The organism is Paenibacillus sp. FSL K6-1330 (genome assembly GCF_037976825.1).
Classification (GTDB): Bacteria; Bacillota; Bacilli; order Paenibacillales; family Paenibacillaceae; genus Paenibacillus_AQ.
This window is the reverse complement of record NZ_CP150269.1, coordinates 3765621-3781513: the sequence shown is the minus strand read 5'-3', so window position 1 is coordinate 3781513 and position 15893 is coordinate 3765621. Positions and strand designations below refer to the sequence as shown.

At 43.5% G+C, this 15893-nt stretch carries 15 protein-coding genes; 11 read left to right on the top strand and 4 right to left on the bottom strand.

What is annotated here, in order from left to right; translation table 11 throughout:
* Positions 1-62: 62 nt before the first annotated feature.
* Entirely contained in the window at positions 63-701 is a 639-nt protein-coding gene (locus tag NYE54_RS17050) for a TetR/AcrR family transcriptional regulator (RefSeq protein ID WP_339264747.1), read from the bottom strand.
* A 182-nt stretch (positions 702-883) separates the two neighbouring features.
* On the opposite strand from NYE54_RS17050, the gene NYE54_RS17045 reads away from it, so the two are divergent.
* The 4 genes from NYE54_RS17045 to NYE54_RS17030 all read left to right on the top strand — a co-directional run bounded on the left by NYE54_RS17045 (position 884) and on the right by NYE54_RS17030 (position 4411).
* Positions 884-1642 carry an SDR family oxidoreductase gene (locus tag NYE54_RS17045; RefSeq protein WP_339264746.1) on the top strand — a complete coding sequence of 253 codons (759 nt, stop codon included), beginning with the start codon at positions 884-886 and terminating at the stop codon, positions 1640-1642.
* 106 nt (positions 1643-1748) lie between these two features.
* Positions 1749-2699, top strand: coding sequence for an NADP-dependent oxidoreductase (locus NYE54_RS17040; RefSeq protein WP_339264744.1), 951 nt, complete (start codon positions 1749-1751; stop codon positions 2697-2699).
* A gap of 45 nt (positions 2700-2744) precedes the next feature.
* Complete coding sequence (locus NYE54_RS17035; protein ID WP_339264742.1) at positions 2745-3614, top strand: SDR family NAD(P)-dependent oxidoreductase; 870 nt, start codon at positions 2745-2747, stop codon at positions 3612-3614.
* A gap of 434 nt (positions 3615-4048) precedes the next feature.
* A complete protein-coding gene (locus tag NYE54_RS17030) occupies positions 4049-4411 on the top strand; it encodes a helix-turn-helix domain-containing protein (RefSeq protein ID WP_339264740.1) in 363 nt (120 codons plus the stop codon).
* A 110-nt stretch (positions 4412-4521) separates the two neighbouring features.
* Here the strand turns inward: NYE54_RS17030 and NYE54_RS17025 are convergent, their stop codons facing one another.
* Positions 4522-5742, bottom strand: coding sequence for an MFS transporter (locus NYE54_RS17025; protein ID WP_339264739.1), 1221 nt, complete (start codon positions 5740-5742; stop codon positions 4522-4524).
* A gap of 51 nt (positions 5743-5793) precedes the next feature.
* Positions 5794-7218, bottom strand: a complete 1425-nt coding sequence (locus tag NYE54_RS17020; protein WP_339264737.1) for a hypothetical protein — start codon at positions 7216-7218, stop codon at positions 5794-5796.
* Between the two features lie 1253 nt (positions 7219-8471).
* Here NYE54_RS17020 and NYE54_RS17015 point away from each other — a divergent pair.
* Positions 8472-8915: a GNAT family N-acetyltransferase gene (locus NYE54_RS17015; protein WP_339264735.1), complete on the top strand. Its 444-nt coding sequence runs from the start codon at positions 8472-8474 to the stop codon at positions 8913-8915.
* Between the two features lie 1056 nt (positions 8916-9971).
* The gene (locus tag NYE54_RS17010) at positions 9972-10508 is read left to right on the top strand and encodes a dihydrofolate reductase family protein (RefSeq protein ID WP_076323574.1); all 537 of its coding nucleotides are present in this window, start codon (positions 9972-9974) and stop codon (positions 10506-10508) included.
* 521 nt (positions 10509-11029) lie between these two features.
* Here NYE54_RS17010 and NYE54_RS17005 read toward each other — a convergent pair.
* Entirely contained in the window at positions 11030-11785 is a 756-nt protein-coding gene (locus NYE54_RS17005; RefSeq protein ID WP_339264733.1) for an SDR family oxidoreductase, read from the bottom strand.
* Between the two features lie 231 nt (positions 11786-12016).
* Between NYE54_RS17005 and NYE54_RS17000 the strand changes: the two genes are divergently transcribed.
* From NYE54_RS17000 to arsC, 5 genes are all read left to right on the top strand, one after another.
* Complete coding sequence (locus NYE54_RS17000) at positions 12017-12400, top strand: MerR family transcriptional regulator (RefSeq protein ID WP_215156926.1); 384 nt, start codon at positions 12017-12019, stop codon at positions 12398-12400.
* A gap of 112 nt (positions 12401-12512) precedes the next feature.
* Positions 12513-13052: a hypothetical protein gene (locus tag NYE54_RS16995; RefSeq protein WP_339264730.1), complete on the top strand. Its 540-nt coding sequence runs from the start codon at positions 12513-12515 to the stop codon at positions 13050-13052.
* A gap of 254 nt (positions 13053-13306) precedes the next feature.
* Positions 13307-13630, top strand: a complete 324-nt coding sequence (locus tag NYE54_RS16990; protein ID WP_339264728.1) for a metalloregulator ArsR/SmtB family transcription factor — start codon at positions 13307-13309, stop codon at positions 13628-13630.
* Between the two features lie 120 nt (positions 13631-13750).
* On the top strand, positions 13751-15046 hold the full coding sequence (locus NYE54_RS16985) for an arsenic transporter (protein WP_339264727.1): 1296 nt from the start codon (positions 13751-13753) through the stop codon (positions 15044-15046).
* 27 nt (positions 15047-15073) lie between these two features.
* A complete protein-coding gene (gene arsC / locus NYE54_RS16980) occupies positions 15074-15493 on the top strand; it encodes an arsenate reductase (thioredoxin) (protein ID WP_028407113.1) in 420 nt (139 codons plus the stop codon).
* Positions 15494-15893: the final 400 nt, after the last annotated feature.

Sequence of the window (15893 nt, the reverse complement as noted above, 5' to 3'; positions counted from 1 at the left end):
GGCTTTTGTTCGTTGCTCTTCTCCTCGACGGCGAGTTGTCCGAGTACCAACTGATGCTTCACTTATGAAATGGCTTGCAAAATATTAACGATCTTCATTTCAATATTGGAATTGTCTATGATCTTCAGATATTCAGGTTTTAGCAATTGATACTGCTTCATGTAGTAGAAATCCATAATCGCTTGTTTCAAAGTGATATCATACTGAATCGAAAATGACGGATCGATAAAGCGTCGCAGAACAGCGTCATCTTGAACCATAAACAACACGGCATTCAATCTGTTGAAAATCTGTTGCTCCATACCGGATTCAAAAAAAGTTTGTAAGCTTTTATTCCGATTTTGTAGGGCAACGGACAGATTCTCAAAATGGTGTGGATAAAATTCCTTAAGGTCTTGCAAGAACAAATCAGAGATATACGCGGCACACATCAAAGATTGTAAAAATGTTAATTGAAAACGATCCAAAAAAGAGACGGAATCGTCTTTGACAACGGTGTCAGCCTTCTTCGAATAATCAATGTAATAATCCACGACTTGTTCGATGATGTCGTCTTTGGAGGAAAAATGCTTATAGAGTGTCACTTTGCTGATATCCATATATTTAGCGAGATCGTCGACTTTCAGTTGACTGAATTTTGTTTTTCTTATAATAGGTTTTATTTTTTCCACATATGTATCTACACTCACAGCTTTTCTCACGGATAAGTACCTCCCTTTGATGCCTATAAAACCTATTATAACAAATGTGCGGCCATTTATGTATGAAATTAATTAAATGAACTAATTTAATTAATTTAGTTTACTTATTAAATTTATTGCAGTATAATCGCTCCTGTACCTAATCATCCGATTACGGATTATACAAAGGGAGGACGATTTAAATGGAACTATTCAGTAAAGGCAAATTCTCTGACAAAAAGGTCGTGATCACAGGAGGTAGCAGCGGAATCGGCCTTGCGACGGCGAAGTTGCTAGTGGATGAAGGCGCACTCGTTCTGATTACTGGACGTACTCAGGCGACGCTGGATACGGCTCGTGAACAACTTGGAAACAACGCGATCGCGGTCTTAAGCGATGCCGCCTCAATGAAGGATATCGCCGCATTAGCCGATCAAGTGGAGGCTGAATTTGGAACAATAGATGCCCTGTTTGTTAACGCTGGTGTCACGGGGTTTGTCCCTTTCGAGATAATGACAGAAGAAAAGTACGACGAGATACTTACAATCAATGCCAAAGGACCGTACTTTACCGTGCAGAAACTCGCTCCGTTGCTAGGCTCAGGTAGCGGGGTAGTCCTTACCACCTCAATCGTGAACGTAGTGGGTTTCCCAATGCTCAGTGCTTACGCAGCTAGTAAGGCGGCGCTGCGCTCCATGACTCGAGGTCTGGCGCGCGAGTTATTACCTCGAAATATTCGCGTCAACGCAGTCAGTCCCGGCGTTATTGACACAGGCATCATGGAAAAGTCAATGCCGGAAGAAGCTGCCAAGCAGACAAAGGCACAGATGAGACAACAGATCCCAATGCTTCGTTTAGGTGATCCAGTTGAGGTAGCCAAGGCTGTTGCATTCCTAGCATTTGAGGCCACCTATACCACCGGGGCTGAGTTCCCTGTCGATGGAGGCGGCTCCCAGATCTAAGCTCCTCAGTTCGCACACCAGACTATTAAAGCGAGGGCAGGGGGCATAGGTTATCCTCATCACAGAGAACACGATTTTATCAGAGCAAAATGGAGGGGAGATCACAATGGAGAATACGATGCGGACCATCCGGTTCCACGAATACGGAGAACCAACGGATGTCTTATGCTTGGATGAGGTGGCGATCCCAGAGCCAGGGCCGGGACGCATTCGCGTGAGAGTACGCGCTTGCGGCTTAAATCCGGTTGACTGGGTGACGTGCCAAGGCCATTTTGCCGCTCAATTGCCCTTGCCTCGCGGAATCGGGCTGGACGTGGCTGGTATTGTAGACGCAATCGGAGAGGGCGTAACCGATGTTGCCATCGGCGATTCCGTTCTGGGTGCCGCAGATTTCATGAATGGATCGAGCGCCGGTGCGTCGGATCAAGCGATTATGTACTATTGGTTCCGTATGCCCGCCGGACTCGACTTTGTTCAAGCTGCAGCGTTGCCAATGGCAGTCGAAACCGCTTACCGTGGCATTGATACTCTTGGGGTGAAATCGGGTCAGACCGTACTCGTGCACGGAGCCGGCACCACGGTAGGGTTCGCCGCCGTTCAAATTGCCCTCATGCGCGGTGCCCGCGTGATCGCAACCGCTGGTCCCACCTACGCCGACAAGCTCCGCTCAATGGGGGCGTTGGTTACCTCGTACGGTGATGGAATGGTCGAACGAGTGACCGAACTGGCAAAGCAGCCGGTTGATCTCGCCCTGGATACGGCGCCAATCAGCGGTTCATTGAAAGATCTGGTCCAAATCGTCAACAGGCATCCCCAGCATGTCCTTACCGTCAGCGATTTCGCCACAGCCGCTGAACTTGGCGTTCGCACCAGCTATGGAGAACTACATACCGCACGTTATGACGTTGTCAGCGACTTTGCCCAATTCGCAGCAGACGGCAAGTTCACTATTCCGGTCGCGAAGACTTTCGAACTCAAAGAATGGCGTTCAGCTGTTCAAATCAGCCAGAGCGGGGGTGCCCGCGGTAAACTGATCCTCCTGCCCGACTCCGACTGATAAGCACATATAATCGATGAAATTCTGAATGAAGGAGGACATGAATTGAGTAAGAACCAACGAGAACATATTGCACTGATTACAGGCGCAAGTAACGGGATCGGGTTGGCATTGACCCGGAAAATGCTGTCGGAGAACTGGCAGGTGGTTGCTTTAAACCGGTCGGATTTTCCAGAGGACGATAGATTCCTCCAAAATCATCTCAAGGACGGACGGCTCCGAGCCTATAAAGTGAAGGATCTCACCGATTATGACAGCTTGAGACACTCTTTGGAAGAAATAAAAAGCAAGGAACAGTGGATCGATATTTTGTTTAACAACGCCGGAGGAGGCTTAAGTGAGCTGCGCTATTCGAAACAAGGCCGCGAATTGCATTATGAATTGTTGACGGTCGTTCCTTATATTATTCTGATGGAATTGAAGGAGCTGTTGAAGAACGGCAGCTTAAAAACGGTGATTAACACTTCGTCGCAGGTGTTTAGATTTACGAAGGAGTTTACGATCGAAAAATTGGAGCATCCCAAAACCTTCCGCAAAATGTATGGACCATATGCGACTTCAAAGCTGGCTCTTTCGTTGTGGACCCAAGCCGTCGCATCGCAGCTTGCCAAGGAAGGCATCAAGATCCGCAGCGTTGACCCGGGCATTAACAACACGCTAAGAAAAGGAAAAGATTCCGGACTGACCGCAGGGTTTGAACTGTTTATGAAGTTTTTTTCCTCTCCGCCTACTCATGGAGCCAAACTATTATATGAGGGAGCTCTGGGCAAAAACAGCAATGAGACTGGCGTGTTTCTGTTCAAAGATCGGATTGCGGACTTGAAATTTACAGAACATGCGCAGCGTGTGCTGGACAAAATCTCCGATATATATAGTCATGAATTTCTTGGAGGGAATGTTCAAGTTAATGGCTGAGTTCCAGAAGCGCAAAACGCCGGTTGGGTTGGAACGGCCGTTAACCTGCTTGCCAAGGGAGATTAAAGCAATTTTTACCTGACTGTGAGTCGAAAAATATACTCACATCGATCTAAACCAAATTTGTATCCAAGCAAATAAGGTCGTATTACAGTTGAGCAGATCCAGGATTATAATCTGACATTTGCTCGACTTTTTTTGTTTTAGGAAATAGGGGAAAGAGAAGGGGAATGAGGATTTCTTCTCGAATCTTATCTCAGAGGCTATCTCAGGCTAGACCTCCTTTATTAATTTCATACTAATCGGTCCAGAAGTCCTTGACAAGAATTAAGTGCTTGAACATAATATATGGAATGAATGGTATGTAATTCGAATTGGCTGAAGAGAGACAACTTACTTTTACACAATCTTTTCTAAAAAGGATGTGTCGACAGATGATAAACTTTAGAGACAAAGAATATCGGTGTACCTCGGAAATTGTACTCGGCTTAATCAGTGGGAAATGGAAGATATCCATTTTAAACCGCTTAGCAAAAGGTCCAGTACGGTATAATGAGCTGCGACGGGAACTTCCTGAAGCAACCCAACGTATGCTTACGATGCAGCTAAGAATGCTAGAAAGCGACGGACTTATTGTTCGCAAGGTTTATCCTGTTTCACCGCCAAAAGTGGAATATTGCTTATCTCAGCTAGGTGAGCAACTTGCCCCTATGCTCATGATGTTATGCGATTTTGGAACCAACTATATCGAAAACTTTCCCGATGAAGTATTGTACACAAATCACAAGAATGCATAAAAAGCTACAATCTGCCCATTTACCATTAACCTTGCCTTTGATCGGGCTCTTTTGATACTCGAAAAGCAGGAGGTACTTTTCCAAATTACCTCCTGCTTTATATGTCTTAATTATATATTTCCTTCGTATTGCTCACGCAGTGCATTATTCTCTTTAGTCGTACTGGCAGTTCCTTGCTTCAAACGATAGTTGACCCATGCTAACACTGCCGCGAGTACGGCCACAATCCCCCCAGACCAGGATAGATCAATAAGCTTCATGTTTGTAGTGACAAATCCACCTAAAGCGGATCCGATCGCAATGCCAACATTGTTGGCAACGGAGGTTAAGGACGAGGCTAAGTCTCTTGCCTCCGGAACATGCTCATCGGCAAAATCAATGAAGTACAACTGCATCGTCGAGTTCATAAGATAAACAACAAGAGCCATGAATGAGATGCTGACAAGTCCCCCAACAAGAGAGCCGGAAGTAAAATAAAGTGACACCAAGATGACAGCTTGAGCCAGAAGCACATAGCGAATTTTTCTCATCCCGTCTCCGATAGCCAGCTTTCCTCCGATTAGCGTGCTGAAAATAGACACAACACCATACAGTAAAAAGATGAGACTAATATAACGAGCCGGAACAAAAAGCACATCCTGAAGCAAAGGAGCTAAATACGTATAGATGCTATAAGTAGCTGCTATACTTAACATCATAATGGCGAAAGCAAGCACAATTCTGGGGTAAGCGAGCAATCTGAGTTGTTTTGTGAGTGAACTGTGTTTTCCTTTTAGTCCTCTAGGAATGGTTGCGATGCTTGCTATCAAAGAAATGATTCCCAACAATGTGGTAAACCAGTAGGCCAAATGCCACCCGCCCCATTGTCCGATAAAAGTGCCAAGGGGTACGCCAAGGACGCTCGCCACAGTGAAACCAGTAAAGATGATGGAGATCACCGGCCCTCTTTTTTCCGGAGGCATGGCTTCACTTGCCACTGACATCGCGAGTGCAATCAAGACGCCGGTAACTACGGCCGTGATTATTCTGGACACCAGAAGCAGGCCATATGATCCTGATAAAGCCGTGACGATATTCCCAACAATAAATATGCTGAGCAAGACAAGGATGAGCGGGAATTTGGAAAATCGGCTGAATAATGCTGTGAAGACCGGGGTACCAATAGCAAAGGTAAGCGCAAAAGCCGTCACCAGAAAGCCTGCAGTCGATATGGCGATTTTCATATCTGCGGCAACTTCAGATAATAATCCGACCATCAAAAACTCACTGGTCCCCAGAATAAAGGTCAATAAAAATAAATTCATTGTCAGAAACTTTTGTTGTCTGGTCAATATAGATTCTCCCTTTCTATCCAAAATGTACGGTGGATTTCATTTCACGACTTACAGTACTAGAAATTGCGTACCGAAGCCTTTGCCGGAAACATAAGCCGCTTCCAGTTCCTCCTGATCTCCTTTATCCAATAAAACTACATTTTCGGGATAGAGTTTGCCTAGTAAAGCCCATAGGACAAGTTCGTTTTTGCCAGTCGGAATGAAATGGATGCCATCTGCATTGGTGACCAATCCGGAATGCGAGAGAATGTCTTCAGCAGGGTGCCAGTTGATGTATTCTCGTTTTATAAATTCGCTCCCGGCATAGCTGCTTCTTTGTGGCCGATATAAAAAGCGCTGCCCCCTAAAAAGTTGACCAAGATCTACTGCAAACTCGTTGCCTTTCATCTCCAAACTGAACTGTAGGGTCGTTCGATCTGTACTGGTATTTGGAAGCAACCGGGCAATAGATGGTTCATAGTAATCCTCCCCATATTCAGGAAGCAATTCGTCGTCTGCCGGTGTTCCTTTTCCTGCCTCTTTACGGGGCGCGGAATAATAATCATCATATTCATAATCGAAGGAGACCGCGGCCAAACCTTCTGCATCTTCTACCTGTATCGTTTGTACGGGATGCCATCTCAGGAGATAACGGGATGCCGTACGGGCAGACTCACCCAAACCAGCCGGCAAAACGGTACCTAGACGATATTGGAAGCCGTAACCGACTTTTTCCAACCCTGAACTAACCACACTTTGTGCATACTGGATGATCGATTTATGTGTTAATTTTTTCTTGAACAGTTGCGTTAAGAATACTTCTCGGGATGGCTCCAGAAAACGCAATCCTTTGAATTCCCTATATTCCTTGACTTCAAGCGGAACCTCTTCCCAATTGGCAAATGGCAACAAGGCATCCCGAAGTAAAACGAATTGGTGCAAGTATTCATTATAAATCTGCATAATTCTTGGTCCGCCGAATGGTCCCCAAACCTGAGCAGTGGCTTCAGGGGTCAGCGGATGACCATAACAGTGGCTTCGAAATTCCAGTTCACTAAGCGTTTCTGACCCAAACTCAGCCAATGTCTTTTTCTCAGCATTGATCTCTCTGGCCCAGCTTACCAATTGTTCTCCGATACGTACCGCTTGAGCTCTAATCTCTATACCAGCATGATCTTCAAGTTCCAATGATTTTAAGGGCAAAGAAGACAAGCGTCCGGAAATCGCCAAATTGGCTAACAGGCTATCTAAGAGTACTGTCGGATCGCTGTTCACTGGTTCGCCCAGCTGAACCAGCATGGCCTCAAGCATTTTATCGAGTTCGATAACAATCTCTTTTGCTCGATATACTCCTGCAGGCAAATTCCAATCCATGTTCGAGTTTGCGCCCTGTCTGATGGAGTTGACTGGCTTGTTGTCAACGAGCCGCTCAATATCTATGGTTTCTCCCCAAACGATCTTCTTCTCTTTCAAAATAAGTTGATATTCCTTCATTTCTTAGCACCTCACCTATGGTTTTTTTAACGACCGTGTGTCGCTCAATTAATTATGGATCGATCGTTCTGTATGTAAGGTTATCACCCTTACTAATTGGTGAAAAGTACGCACTTTTTTGTGTGAACGGAACATTTTTGTGGGGTAGGATACATTTTGATACTAGAAATGGACTTGGTACAAAGACCGGCTCTGCATGTACCGATGGTGTCTTGTGATGAAATAAGGGAGGGAAAGATTTTTGAGCAATGATGAGAAGTCAAATTTAGATACTATGTAATAAATCAAATCAAGGAACCATCATTGAACTAACGGGAGACGATAGGTCAATATAGCCTTATGAATGAAGCCGGCTTTTTACCGCCTGTCTTTGCTTAGCTTCGGCTAGATAAAGGTTAATCTCATTAGTAAATATGGTAATTACAGAAAGTCTCAATCTATGAGACTTTTTATATCGTTTAATGAGAGACTAGCTAAATTAATCCTCGATTTAGCTAGTCTTTTTTCTGGCAGAAATGTGGAGAGGTAAATTTGTAAATTGTCGAGGGACATGAACATGGTCCCTTTGAAAGTCGCTAATTTAGCGGCTTTTTTGTTTTATCGGTATAAGTTCTTGTCCCAAGTCGAGCTCAAGAACTTGTACCGATTACCGATTAGATAAGTGTCTAACTGGGTTTTCCATGCAATTTCATTATGCTAACGGGCAGGATAGTTGAAATAACACACATTAATAAGCAGGCGCTGATGCCTGCTTATTCTATTAATCAAAGTAACAATGTATATTAAGATAAAGTGATAAATGAAATTGTTGAGACAGATCAACAGAAAAAAGAGTAACAATGATGGAGTATTTTCGTCATACTTGTGTCGCGATCCGTTGTGAAAATATTCGAAAATGCATTCAGAAAGTTAATGAACAACTGCTTAAACATGTGATCGCGCATGAACTGGCCCACTACAAACGAAAGGATACGATCTGGAATATGGTCGGCAGTCTGTATTTTCATTTAATGATAGAGCTAGGGATAACATGGTTCTACCGTAAAAGAGAGGAACGGCTATTGAATGGCATCAACTAAATATGATAGAGTAGATAACTAAAGTGTAATGTGTTTGATTGCAAATCGATTAATATAATTCCGAAAAGAGTGGTAAGCATGAAGTCATATATCAATTGGAGATATACAATCACCATCTACAAAAAAGTGATGAAAGGAGCGTGATAAATTAAAAAGAAAAAGGAGCAGAACGAAATGATACAAAACAGAAAAGCAACTGTTAATGACTATGATATGATAATAAATCTTTGGGAAAGATCGGTAATGGCCACTCATCATTTTTTGAGTTTCAAGGATAAAGAGGAAATCAAAAAAGAATTACCCATGTATTTTCCTCATCTTGATGTACGTCTCTGGTATACCGAAGACTCCATCATTGGTTTTACCGCCATCAATGAACATCACTTGGAAGCACTATTTCTCGATCCCGATAAAATTGGCAAAGGGTATGGGAAACAAATTATGCAAATATGCATAAATGGTTTTGGGATCACGTCCGTTGATGTGAATAAACAAAATGAGAATGCAACAAGGTTTTACTTAAAAAGTGGTTTCGGAATAACCGGTGAAGATTTGACGGATGGAGCAGGCCGCCCATACCCCATTTTACATTTGAAATACAATGAACAGCAGAAGTAATTCTTCTGTCCAGGCTGTCGAGAAATCGACAGCCTTCTAAATAACTATTGAATATCTTTTATGACAGCACACAAATGTTTAATGTTTTGCGAAACATAACGTTACATAACTATTACTGTGATTCAACAATTCTGTTAGAGGAACATCGTTGGAAACATGGTTGGTGGAACAAAAAATCAAACGCGCAAAGTCAACTCGAACAAAAAAGCATTACTCTAATCATTAAGAAATGATTTTTGTTTAGTTGAACCATAATGCCAACGGGAAAAGATAGCTTATTCAAAATAAGAAGGCAGCTGATCATGGTGATCGGCTGCCTTTGTTAAACTAACGGGCAGGTTACCTTAATAGTACAAACCTTCTTATATAATCTTTTTAAGGTGCGGATCTTTTTCTGTTATCAAAATGATTCAATCCTTTGCGACAGGAAATCAACAACTACTTGATTGAATTCTTGAGGTGCCTCGACACAGCAACTGAGAGGCTCGGAGTAAATCTGCAGAAGTTGTTCGAGTTCTTAATATTATGGATCACCTTCGTTCGAGCTGCTTCTTTCCTTTGGGAAGGGAAGAAGTACTCCCAGAAACGATTCGTTATGAATGACTCTATGGCTTTCCTGCGTCCTTTCAAACGGAGATTGATATAATTTTTTGTTCCTTGCCACAAGATGTCGAGGGACAAGAACACGATCCCATATAAAGTCGCTGTTTTAGCGGCTTTTTTGTTTTATCGGTACAAGTTCTTGTCCCGAACCAAGGACAAGAACTTGTACCGATTGCCGTAAAGGACAAGAACATGTTCCGATTACCGATTAGATAAGCATTTAACTACATTTCACTGCACTAGTTCATTAAGATAACGGGCAGAATTGTTTAATTTACCATCCTTCGTTAAATTAAATTTGTATTCGGTCAGGCCAGGACTGTGCACATTAGCAATCCATGAGAAACCGGACATGCTGTTGGATGATAAAATGTAGACATAAAAGAGGCTGCATATGGAACGTGTAATCTTGATGATGAATGTGCGAGAAAACCAGGGAGGAGAGTCAGTCGCATGGCAAAGATCGTTTTCGCATTGAACCAGTCTCTGGACGGATTCGTCGACCACGACCACACGGCATTTCAGCCCGACCCCGTGCTATTCCGTCATTTCATCGACGACGTGCGCGGCCTGGCGGGCATCCTGTACGGGCGCCGCATGTACGAGACCATGCGGTATTGGGACGGAGACCATTTTGAATGGGATGCGCCGGAACGGGAATACGCAGCGGCGTGGCAAAGCAAACCGAAGTGGGTGGTGTCGAGGACGTTAAAGTCCGTCGGTCCGAACGCTTCTCTGATCGAGGGCGACCTCGCAGCGGCCATACGTGGGCTAAAGGCTCAGCATGAAGGGGAGATTGAAGTTGCCGGGCCGGAGTTGGCCCACAGTCTAACGGAGCTCGGTCTCGTTGATGAGTATCGACTCTATCTCCATCCAGTCGTGCTGGGTCACGGCAAGCCGTTTTTCGCCGGTCCGCGGCCGCCGCTGCGCCTCGTGGCAAGCGATCGAATTGGCGAGAAGGTGATAAGGCTGACCTACGTTCCAGCTTAGTTGTGCGGTTGACCCAGCGGCCTAATGGGCACGTTACTTTAATAGGGATTCTCCGGCTGTAGCGCAGTCAGAGGATCCCTTATTCTTTAAAATTTGTCCAGTTTTGCGAAATGACATAGTTATTTATGGAATTGACGATTGACCTAACGGGAAACGATAGTTGAATAAAAAAGAGACGTCAGCTGATCAGAGCGATAAAGATAGCTGTCGGAGGACAAGAACATATTCCCATTAAAAGTCACTATATTAGCGGCTTTTTTGTTTTATTGGTACAAGTTCTTGTCCCGAACCAAGGACAAGAACTTGTACCGATTGCCGTAAAGGACAAGAACATGAGCCGATTACGATTAGTTAAGTATCTAACTATGTTTCCATGCAATTTCATTAAGCTAACGGACAGGTTAGTGTATCTGCAATTAGATAAACATCCAATTGAATTTCACCGTCTCAAAATAATTGAGACAAGCCTTTTATTTTATGTGAAGTTCCAAACTAAACGTTATTTTCAGAAATAATTGCGATCAGATGTTCTGACCACCCGATACTTCGATTCTCTGCGCATTAACCCAGCGATTGTCGGATCCAAGTAGGTTGGCGACTGCGGGACCAATGTCCTCGGGTACGCCGACTCGACCAAGGGCAGTCATCGAGGCAAACGTGTCATTGTAAGAAGGTATGTCGCGTACAGAACCTCCTAGAAAATCGGTTTCGATTGCTCCAGGTGCAATGGTATTAGCGGTAATACCTCGGTGACCAAGTTCTTTGGCCAAATAGATGGTTAAAATCTCGACCGCCCCCTTTGCGGCAGAATAGGCGGAGAATCCGGGAAAAGAGACGCGAGTGAGACCCGATGAGAAGTTCACAATACGTCCACCATCTGCAAGAAGCGGCAGAAGGGCCTGAGTCAAGAAAAATACGCCTTTGACATGCACATTGAACAGGCCGTCGAACTGAGCTTCTGTAGTTTCGGTATAGTCTATCATTTCTCCGTGGCCGGCATTATTCACCAGATGATGGAAAGTGGTACTATCCCAAGTAGACCGCAGGGTCGAACGAACTGTCTCAACAAAGGCTGTAAAGCTGGCAATGTTTCCAACATCAAGTTGTAATGCCACTGCTTTACGACCCAGAGATTCGATCTCAGCAACAACAGAATTTGCTTCTTCTGCTTGGCTACGATAGGTCAGGATGACATCACCGCCATGACGCGCAATACTGATGGCAGTATTGCGACCAAGTCCGCGGCTACCACCAGTGACGATTGAGATATTTTTCATTGTAACTTCATCCTTTCAGAACTCATTTTTAATTGCATTGTTATCATAGAATATAAAGTTCACTTTAAGTCAAGACTTTTTCGCTGAAAAAATAAGTGTATAATTAATCATTAAAATCTTTGATTTAATCATATCTTCCTCATCTTTTATAGCGTGAATATGGATGTTTTAACTAGATATACCAAATACTTAATTAAAGTTAACTTTAATAGGAGGCGATGAGTTTTATTTATGTTGACTATAAGGGAAGTTACTGAATTGACAGGAATGGCGGCTCCTACACTACGATATTACGAAAAGGAGGGGCTGCTTCCACATGTGAAGAGAAATGAAAATGGGAAGCGGTTATATGACGAAGATGATTTAAGCTGGATACACTTCGTCACTGCGCTTAGAGCAACAGGAATGCCGATTGCTCAAATTCAGAAGTATGTATACTTGTATAAAGAAGGGGACTCGACGATTTCGGAACGAAAAATGATGATGCTCCATCATAAAAAAGAAATTGAGAAAAGCATAAGGGAACTATATTTTAACTTGGATAAAATAAACTATAAGCTTGCTCTATATGATGTAATAGAATCTCAGATTGAACGAACTAACATCAAAATTTGATTATGCCAAATACAAAGTTGCTAAATTAGCGACTTTGTATTTTTTATAATTGTGATTTAATGAACTTCAACGATTAATACCGGGGATTTCACAACGAATCCTTGAGGAATTTATGACAGGAAAGGAATATCGCTTTCTGGTCATGGGGGAACAGGTTGTAGGGGTACTGCATCGTGTCCCTGCAAATGTCGTCGGTGACGGTATCCACACGATCGAACAGCTTGTTCATGAGAAGAATAAAGACCCACTTCGAGGTAAAGGGTATAAGACTCCCCTTGAGAAAATTCAGTTAGGGGAAGTAGAAGAGATGTTTTTAAAGAACCATGCTATGGGTTGGAACGATATACCCCATTCAGGGGTAGTTATCTATCTGAGAGAAAATTCAAATATTAGTACGGGAGGAGACAGTATCGATTTTACGGATGAAATGCCAAACAGCTATAAGGAACTTGCCATTCAATCAGCTAAAGCTGCAGGAGCGACCATATGTGGTGTGGATATGATGATTGATTCTTTAGAGGAAGAAGCAACCGATACCAATTACAGCATCATAGAAATCAACTTCAATCCAGCGATTCATATCCACTGCTACCCTCATATCGGAAAGAACAGAAAGGCAAATGAAAAGATTCTGGATTTATTGTTCGGTTAGTTCGATTACGGGAGGAAATTCGAATATGCTGATTTAGATTTTATTACCGCATTCGTGGAAAACCTACTTGCGGTTAGAACCAAAGTATCGTTCAAGCCATCACAAACTGCAGGTAGGATGGATGCTGGTGTTGATTAAGGAGGAATTTTGGGGAGTTGCGTCTACACACTTGAAATCAAGCACTTTTTCGATTAACATATAAGCATTAAATTATATGGTTATGAGAGTATCTTACAAGAATGGGGTGAATCTTATTGGAGCAAATGAGCGAGATTGCCGAGAAGCTAAAACTGCTTGGAGATAAAACAAGGCTTACTATGTTAACGCTTCTTAAGCAAAGAGAATGGTGTGTTTGCGAATTTGTAGATATTTTCGACATGTCTCAGCCAGCGATTAGCCAGCACTTAAGAAAGCTTAAGTCTCAGGGGATTGTAAATGAAGCCCGTCGTGGCCAATGGGTTTATTATTCCTTGAATGTTGATGACAAGCCATATATCCAAGCCGTGCTAAATGAGATGCCAAGTGCTCAAGAAGTCCTGTCATCCATGAATAAGGAAGTTAACTGTGCCTGTGATTAACAGGAATACTTAGCATATGGTTGAGTGATGCTAAATATTATCTCTGTTTTTTATATAAGGATATAGTTATATATTGATTATTACTGTATTTAAGTCATCGCATAATTGGAGGTTTGAACATTGGTTTCTGTTGTCCTGGCTAGCATCATTTTTCTTGTTACCTTAGTTTTTGTCATTTGGCAGCCTAAAAATCTATCCATTGGATGGTCTGCCTGTGGTGGTGCTGTCCTAGCGCTGCTTGTGGGAGTCGTTGACTTTCAGGATGTATGGGATGTCACCCAGATCGTATGGAATGCAACGCTCGCCTTTGTCGCGATCATTATCATTTCATTGATCTTGGATAAAATCGGTTTGTTCGAGTGGGCCGCCTTACATATGGCGAATGCTGCTCGAGGAAACGGTATCCGGATGTTTGTCTATGTATCCGTTCTTGGAGCTGTTGTCGCTGCTTTTTTCGCAAACGATGGTGCGGCTCTAATCTTAACTCCCATTGTGCTTGCCATGGTACGAGCGCTGAATTTTGACGAGAAGAAGGTATTCCCTTTTATCATCGCAAGTGGTTTTATTGCGGACACTACTTCGCTACCACTTGTGGTCAGCAACCTGGTGAATATCGTATCAGCCGATTTCTTCGGAATTACGTTTATCGAATACGCCAGTCGCATGTTGGTTCCCAATCTGTTCTCTTTAGTAGCCAGTATCCTTGTGCTTTATTTGTTTTTCTGCAAGAGCATCCCGCGAAAGTTCGATGGGACGCAGCTTAAACAACCCTCAACGGCAATTCAAGATCCTAAGATGTTCCGTTTATCATGGATCGTATTGAGCGTGCTGCTGATCGGTTACTTTGTGTGTGAATTTGTGGGTATCCCAGTATCGATCGTAGCTGGTGTTATCGCGATATTCTTCTTGCTGATGGCAAGAAAAAGTCCGGCTATACAAACCAAAGAAGTTCTCAAAGGGGCTCCGTGGGCCATCGTATTTTTCTCGATCGGCATGTACGTTGTGGTCTATGGCTTACGTAATGCTGGTCTTACAGATCTTCTGGCAAGTGTCATACAGAGCGTAGCGGATCAAGGGCTGTTTGCTGCAACCATGGGAATGGGCTTCATTGCTGCGATTATTTCTTCCATCATGAACAATATGCCGACCGTCATGATTGATGCACTCGCCATCGATGCGACAAACACGTCGGCTGCTATTAAAGAGGCCTTAATTTATGCGAATGTGATTGGTTCTGATTTAGGTCCCAAAATTACACCGATTGGTTCACTGGCCACCTTGCTTTGGCTGCATGTCCTTTCGACCAAAGGCGTGAAGATCAGCTGGGGGACTTACTTTAAGACAGGGATTATATTGACCATCCCAACGTTATTTATAACCCTTTTAGGATTATATATCTGGCTAACCATACTTTAATTCAAGTGATAAGGGAGAGAAACGATGATGGAAAAAAAGACATTGTACTTCTTGTGCACAGGCAACTCTTGCCGCAGCCAAATGGCTGAAGGATGGGCCAAAAAACATCTGGGTGATGATTGGAATGTCTACAGCGCCGGCATCGAAGCCCATGGCCTAAACCCGAATGCGGTCAAAGCAATGAACGAGGTGGGGATCGATATTTCGAACCAAACTTCGGATATCATTGATCCGGTGTTGTTGAATCAATCCGACCTGGTGGTCACCCTGTGCGGTGATGCTGCCGATCGTTGTCCAATGACACCTCCTCATGTTCGCCGTGAGCACTGGGGATTTGACGATCCTGCCAAGGCTCAGGGTACCGACGAAGAAAAATGGGCTGTTTTCCAGCGTGTTCGTGATCAAATCGGCGAGCGTATTCAAAAGTTCGCTGAAACCGGAGAGTAATAAAACAGGATGTAGGAGCCGGGAGCTATTCTCGGAATACATTTGTCGAGGGACAAGAACTTGTACCGATTGGCGTAAAGGACAGGAACATGAGCCGATACCACAAGTAACGGTGAATGGTTGATATGGTTACGTTCCAACAGATTGAATATATTGTAGATTCGTTTGCATCTCGACAGAGGTGCTTTTTTCGTTTAAGGTACCTTACGATCTCTTCACCAAGACAAGTTGCCGCTTAACCACAACAATGAGTACCCGGAGCAGATCCATGGATTGTTCTACTTTTTTCGGGTTTATTACAAGTTATGTTGGGCTCAAGTGGAATCAGTTGGTGGAGGAATCTAAAGTGTCTGTGCTAAGATGAGGGTAAATGTTGATTCAAGCTGGGGAACAAGGCTAG

Excerpts from the sequence above, each read along its gene's own strand:
- NYE54_RS17030 (WP_339264740.1), top strand. The coding sequence starts at position 4,049 with ATGATAAACTTTAGAGACAAAGAATATCGGTGTACCTCGGAAATTGTA.
- NYE54_RS16995 (WP_339264730.1), top strand. The coding sequence starts at position 12,513 with ATGACAGGAAAGGAATATCGCTTTCTGGTCATGGGGGAACAGGTTGTA.
- NYE54_RS17000 (WP_215156926.1), top strand. The coding sequence starts at position 12,017 with ATGTTGACTATAAGGGAAGTTACTGAATTGACAGGAATGGCGGCTCCT.
- NYE54_RS17020 (WP_339264737.1), bottom strand. The coding sequence starts at position 7,218 with ATGAAGGAATATCAACTTATTTTGAAAGAGAAGAAGATCGTTTGGGGA.
- NYE54_RS17045 (WP_339264746.1), top strand. The coding sequence starts at position 884 with ATGGAACTATTCAGTAAAGGCAAATTCTCTGACAAAAAGGTCGTGATC.
- NYE54_RS17005 (WP_339264733.1), bottom strand. The coding sequence starts at position 11,785 with ATGAAAAATATCTCAATCGTCACTGGTGGTAGCCGCGGACTTGGTCGC.
- NYE54_RS17040 (WP_339264744.1), top strand. The coding sequence starts at position 1,749 with ATGGAGAATACGATGCGGACCATCCGGTTCCACGAATACGGAGAACCA.
- NYE54_RS17010 (WP_076323574.1), top strand. The coding sequence starts at position 9,972 with ATGGCAAAGATCGTTTTCGCATTGAACCAGTCTCTGGACGGATTCGTC.
- NYE54_RS17015 (WP_339264735.1), top strand. The coding sequence starts at position 8,472 with ATGATACAAAACAGAAAAGCAACTGTTAATGACTATGATATGATAATA.
- arsC (WP_028407113.1), top strand. The coding sequence starts at position 15,074 with ATGGAAAAAAAGACATTGTACTTCTTGTGCACAGGCAACTCTTGCCGC.